This window comes from Enterobacter cloacae complex sp. GF14B (assembly GCF_004136805.1).
Classification (GTDB): Bacteria; Pseudomonadota; Gammaproteobacteria; order Enterobacterales; family Enterobacteriaceae; genus Enterobacter; species Enterobacter hormaechei_C.
In genome coordinates this window covers 1-4,579 of the sequence record NZ_QFRV01000151.1, presented here as the reverse complement: position 1 = coordinate 4,579, position 4,579 = coordinate 1, and the positions used below count along the sequence as shown (strand labels likewise).

2 protein-coding genes and 1 pseudogene are annotated in these 4,579 nt (G+C 60.4%); all 3 read left to right on the top strand.

Annotated features, from left to right (window positions below):
• A partial coding sequence (locus DD606_RS23810) for an efflux RND transporter permease subunit (RefSeq protein ID WP_129259286.1) occupies positions 1–2,540 on the top strand: 2,540 nt, incomplete at its 5' end.
• Positions 2,541–3,956: an MFS transporter gene (locus DD606_RS23805; protein ID WP_116290953.1), complete on the top strand. Its 1,416-nt coding sequence runs from the start codon at positions 2,541–2,543 to the stop codon at positions 3,954–3,956.
• Positions 3,953–4,579: pseudogene (locus DD606_RS23800) on the top strand (two-component system sensor histidine kinase BaeA); the annotation flags it as partial. The gene DD606_RS23805 and the pseudogene DD606_RS23800, both read left to right, overlap by 4 nt.

Sequence of the window (4,579 nt, the reverse complement as noted above, 5' to 3'; positions counted from 1 at the left end):
GCTCCCTGCCCGCCGTGCGCGTGGGGCTGAATCCGCAGGCGCTGTTTAACCAGGGCGTGTCGCTGGACGACGTGCGTTCCGCCATCAGCAACGCCAACGTGCGTAAGCCGCAGGGCGCGATTGAGGACAACAGCCACCGCTGGCAGATCCAGACTAACGACGAGCTGAAAACCGCCGCCGAGTATCAGCCGTTGATTATTCACTACAACAACGGCGCGGCGGTGCGCCTGAGCGACGTCGCCAGCGTCACCGATTCGGTGCAGGACGTGCGTAACGCCGGGATGACCAACGCCAAACCGGCGATTTTGCTGATGATCCGCAAGCTGCCGGAAGCCAACATCATTCAGACGGTGAACAGCATCCGCGCGCGCCTGCCGGAGCTTCAGGAAACGATTCCGGCGGCCATCGATCTCCAGATTGCGCAGGACCGCTCCCCCACCATCCGCGCCTCGCTTGAGGAGGTAGAGCAAACGCTGATCATCTCCGTCGCGCTGGTGATCCTGGTGGTGTTCCTGTTCCTGCGCTCGGGGCGCGCGACGCTGATCCCGGCGGTGGCGGTGCCGGTATCGCTGATAGGCACCTTTGCCGCCATGTACCTGTGCGGCTTTAGCCTTAACAACCTGTCGCTGATGGCGCTGACGATTGCCACCGGGTTTGTGGTGGATGACGCCATCGTGGTGCTGGAGAATATCTCGCGCCATCTGGAAGCGGGCATGAAGCCGCTCCAGGCGGCGCTTCAGGGGACGCGCGAAGTGGGCTTCACGGTCCTGTCCATGAGCCTGTCGCTGGTGGCGGTATTCCTGCCGCTGCTGCTGATGGGCGGCCTGCCGGGGCGACTGCTGCGCGAATTTGCCGTCACGCTCTCCGTCGCCATTGGTATCTCACTGGTGATTTCGCTGACGCTGACGCCGATGATGTGCGGCTGGATGCTAAAGCGCAGCCAACCGCACTCGCAGCCGCGCAGGAAAGGCTTTGGCCGCGTCCTGATGGCGATGCAGTCCGGCTACGGCAAATCGCTGAAATGGGTGCTGAACCACACGCGTATTGTCGGGCTGGTGTTGATCGGCACCATCGTCCTCAACGTCTGGATGTATATCACTATCCCGAAAACCTTCTTCCCGGAGCAGGATACCGGCGTGCTGATGGGCGGTATTCAGGCGGACCAGAGCATTTCGTTCCAGGCGATGCGCGGCAAACTGCAAGACTTTATGAAAATCATCCGGGAAGATCCGGCCGTGGATAACGTCACCGGCTTTACCGGCGGCTCGCGCGTTAACAGCGGGATGATGTTTATTACCCTTAAGCCGCGCGGTGAACGTCACGAAACGGCGCAGCAGATCATTGACCGCCTGCGGCTGAAGCTTGCCAAAGAGCCGGGGGCAAATCTGTTTTTGATGGCCGTTCAGGATATCCGCGTCGGCGGACGACAGGCTAACGCCAGCTATCAGTACACCCTGCTCTCGGATGACTTAGCCGCCCTGCGCGAGTGGGAGCCGAAGATCCGTAAAGCGCTGGCCGCGCTGCCGCAGCTGGCGGACGTGAACTCTGACAGCCAAAACAACGGTGCGGAGATGGCGCTCACCTACGATCGTGAAACCATGGCCCGCCTGGGCATTAACGTGGAGGCGGCCAACAGCCTGCTGAACAACGCCTTCGGGCAGCGTGAAGTCTCTACCATCTATCAGCCGATGAACCAGTACAAGGTGGTGATGGAGGTGGATCCGCGCTACACCCAGGACATCAGCGCGCTGGACAAGATGTTTGTGATCAATGATGACGGTAAGGCGATTCCGCTGTCGTACTTCGCCAGCTGGCAGCCGTCGAACGCCCCGCTGTCGGTGAACCACCAGGGGCTTTCCGCCGCCTCGACCGTCTCGTTTAACTTGCCAACCGGCTCGTCGCTGTCTGAGGCCAGCGATGCCATTAATCGCGCCATGACCCAGCTCGGGGTGCCCTCCTCGGTGCGCGGCAGCTTTGCCGGTACGGCGCAGGTGTTCCAGGACACCATGAACTCGCAGGTTATTTTGATTCTGGCGGCCATTGCCACGGTTTATATCGTGCTGGGCGTGCTGTACGAAAGCTACGTGCACCCGTTGACCATTCTCTCCACGCTTCCCTCTGCGGGCGTGGGGGCGCTGCTGGCGCTGGAGCTGTTCGGTGCCCCATTCAGTCTTATCGCGCTTATCGGGATCATGCTATTGATTGGCATCGTGAAGAAAAACGCGATAATGATGGTCGACTTTGCCCTGGACGCCCAGCGCAACGGCAACCTGACGCCGGACGAGGCGATATTCCAGGCCTGTCTGCTGCGTTTTCGCCCGATCATGATGACCACGCTGGCCGCGCTGTTCGGCGCGCTGCCGCTGGTCATATCCGGCGGTGACGGCTCTGAACTACGCCAGCCGCTGGGGATCACGATCGTTGGCGGCCTGGTGATGAGCCAGCTGCTGACGCTCTACACGACGCCGGTAGTCTATCTGTTCTTTGACCGCCTGCGGCTGCGTTTTTCGCGTAAAAAGAGAACCACGGTGACCGAGTAAATGACCGACCTACCCAGTAACGTTCGCTGGCAATTGTGGATCGTCGCGTTCGGCTTCTTTATGCAGTCGCTGGACACGACTATCGTGAACACCGCCCTCCCCTCGATGGCGAAAAGCCTGGGGGAGAGCCCGCTGCACATGCATATGGTGATTGTCGCCTACGTGCTGACGGTCGCTGTGATGCTGCCTGCCAGCGGCTGGCTGGCGGATAAAGTCGGCGTGCGAAACATCTTCTTCACCGCCATTGTGCTGTTTACCACCGGGTCGCTGTTTTGCGCCCAGGCCAATACCCTCGACCAGCTGGTGATGGCGCGCGTGCTACAGGGCGTCGGCGGCGCGATGATGGTACCCGTCGGGCGGTTAACGGTGATGAAAATTGTTCCGCGCGCGCAGTATATGGCGGCGATGACCTTCGTCACCCTGCCCGGTCAGGTCGGCCCGTTGCTTGGCCCGGCGCTGGGCGGGATTCTGGTGGAGTATGTCTCCTGGCACTGGATCTTCCTGATCAACCTGCCGGTCGGTATTATCGGCGCGATTGCCACCCTGACGCTGATGCCGAACTATAAAATGCAGACCCGGCGCTTTGATTTCTTTGGCTTCATCCTGCTGGCAGCTGGCATGGCGACGCTTACCCTCGCGCTCGACGGGCAAAAAGGGCTGGGGATCTCCTCCCTGTCGCTCGCCCTGCTGGTAGCGCTGGGTGTCACCGCCATTCTCTGGTATCTGTGGCATGCCAGAGGTAACGCTAACGCGCTGTTCAGCCTGAATCTGTTCAAGAATCCCACCTACCGTCTTGGTCTGTTCGGCAGCTTTGCCGGACGCATCGGCAGCGGCATGTTGCCGTTTATGACGCCGGTATTTTTACAGATTGGGATGGGCTTCTCGCCGTTCCATGCCGGGCTGATGATGATCCCGATGGTACTTGGCAGCATGGGGATGAAGCGTATTGTGGTGCAGGTGGTGAACCGCTTTGGCTATCGCCGCGTGCTGGTGGCCGCCACGATCGGGCTGGCGCTGGTCTGCCTGCTGTTTATGGCCGTGGCGCTGCTGGGCTGGTACTACATCCTGCCGCTGGTGCTGTTCTGCCAGGGGATCATCAACTCCATGCGCTTCTCGTCGATGAACACCCTGACGCTGAAAGATCTGCCGGACGAGCTGGCAAGCAGTGGTAACAGTCTGCTGTCGATGATCATGCAGCTCTCCATGAGCGTGGGGGTCACGGTTGCCGGATTGCTGCTCGGCATGTACGGTCAGCACCATCTCAGCGCCGACACCCCCGTCGCGCATCAGGTCTTTTTATACACTTACCTCAGCATGGCGGTAATTATCGCTCTGCCCGCTTTTATCTTTGCCAGAGTGCCGAATGACACGACCAAAAACGTCGTGATCCGACGCGGCAAAAGGAGTGCACCATGAAATTCTGGCGTCCGGGGATCACCGGTAAGCTTTTTGTGGCGATTTTCGCCACCTGTATCGTCCTGCTGATTACTATGCACTGGGCGGTGCGGGTCAGCTTTGAGCGCGGCTTTATTGACTACATCAAGCACGGTAACGAACAGCGTTTACAGGGCTTAAGCGACGCGCTGGGGGAACAGTATAGCCTGCACGGTAACTGGCGTTTTCTGCGCAACAACGATCGCTTTATATTTCAAATTCTGCGCTCGCTGGAGCACGATAATGACGACGACCGTCCGGGACCGGGCATGCCGCCGCACGGCTGGCGCACCCAGTTCTGGGTAATTGATCAGGAGATGCGCGTGCTCGTTGGCCCACGCTCTCCGGTACCGCCGGACGGCACAAAGCGCGCCATTACCTCGAACGGCGCCACGGTGGGCTGGGTTATCGCCTCCCCGGTCGAGCGGCTGACGCGCAACACCGACATCAACTTTGACCGCCAGCAGCGTCAGACCAGCTGGTTGATTGTCGCGCTTTCTACCCTGCTTGCGGCGCTCGCCACCTTCCCGCTGGCGCGCGGCCTGCTGGCGCCGGTTAAGCGCCTGGTGGAAGGCACGCACAAGCTGGCGGCGGGTGATTTCTCG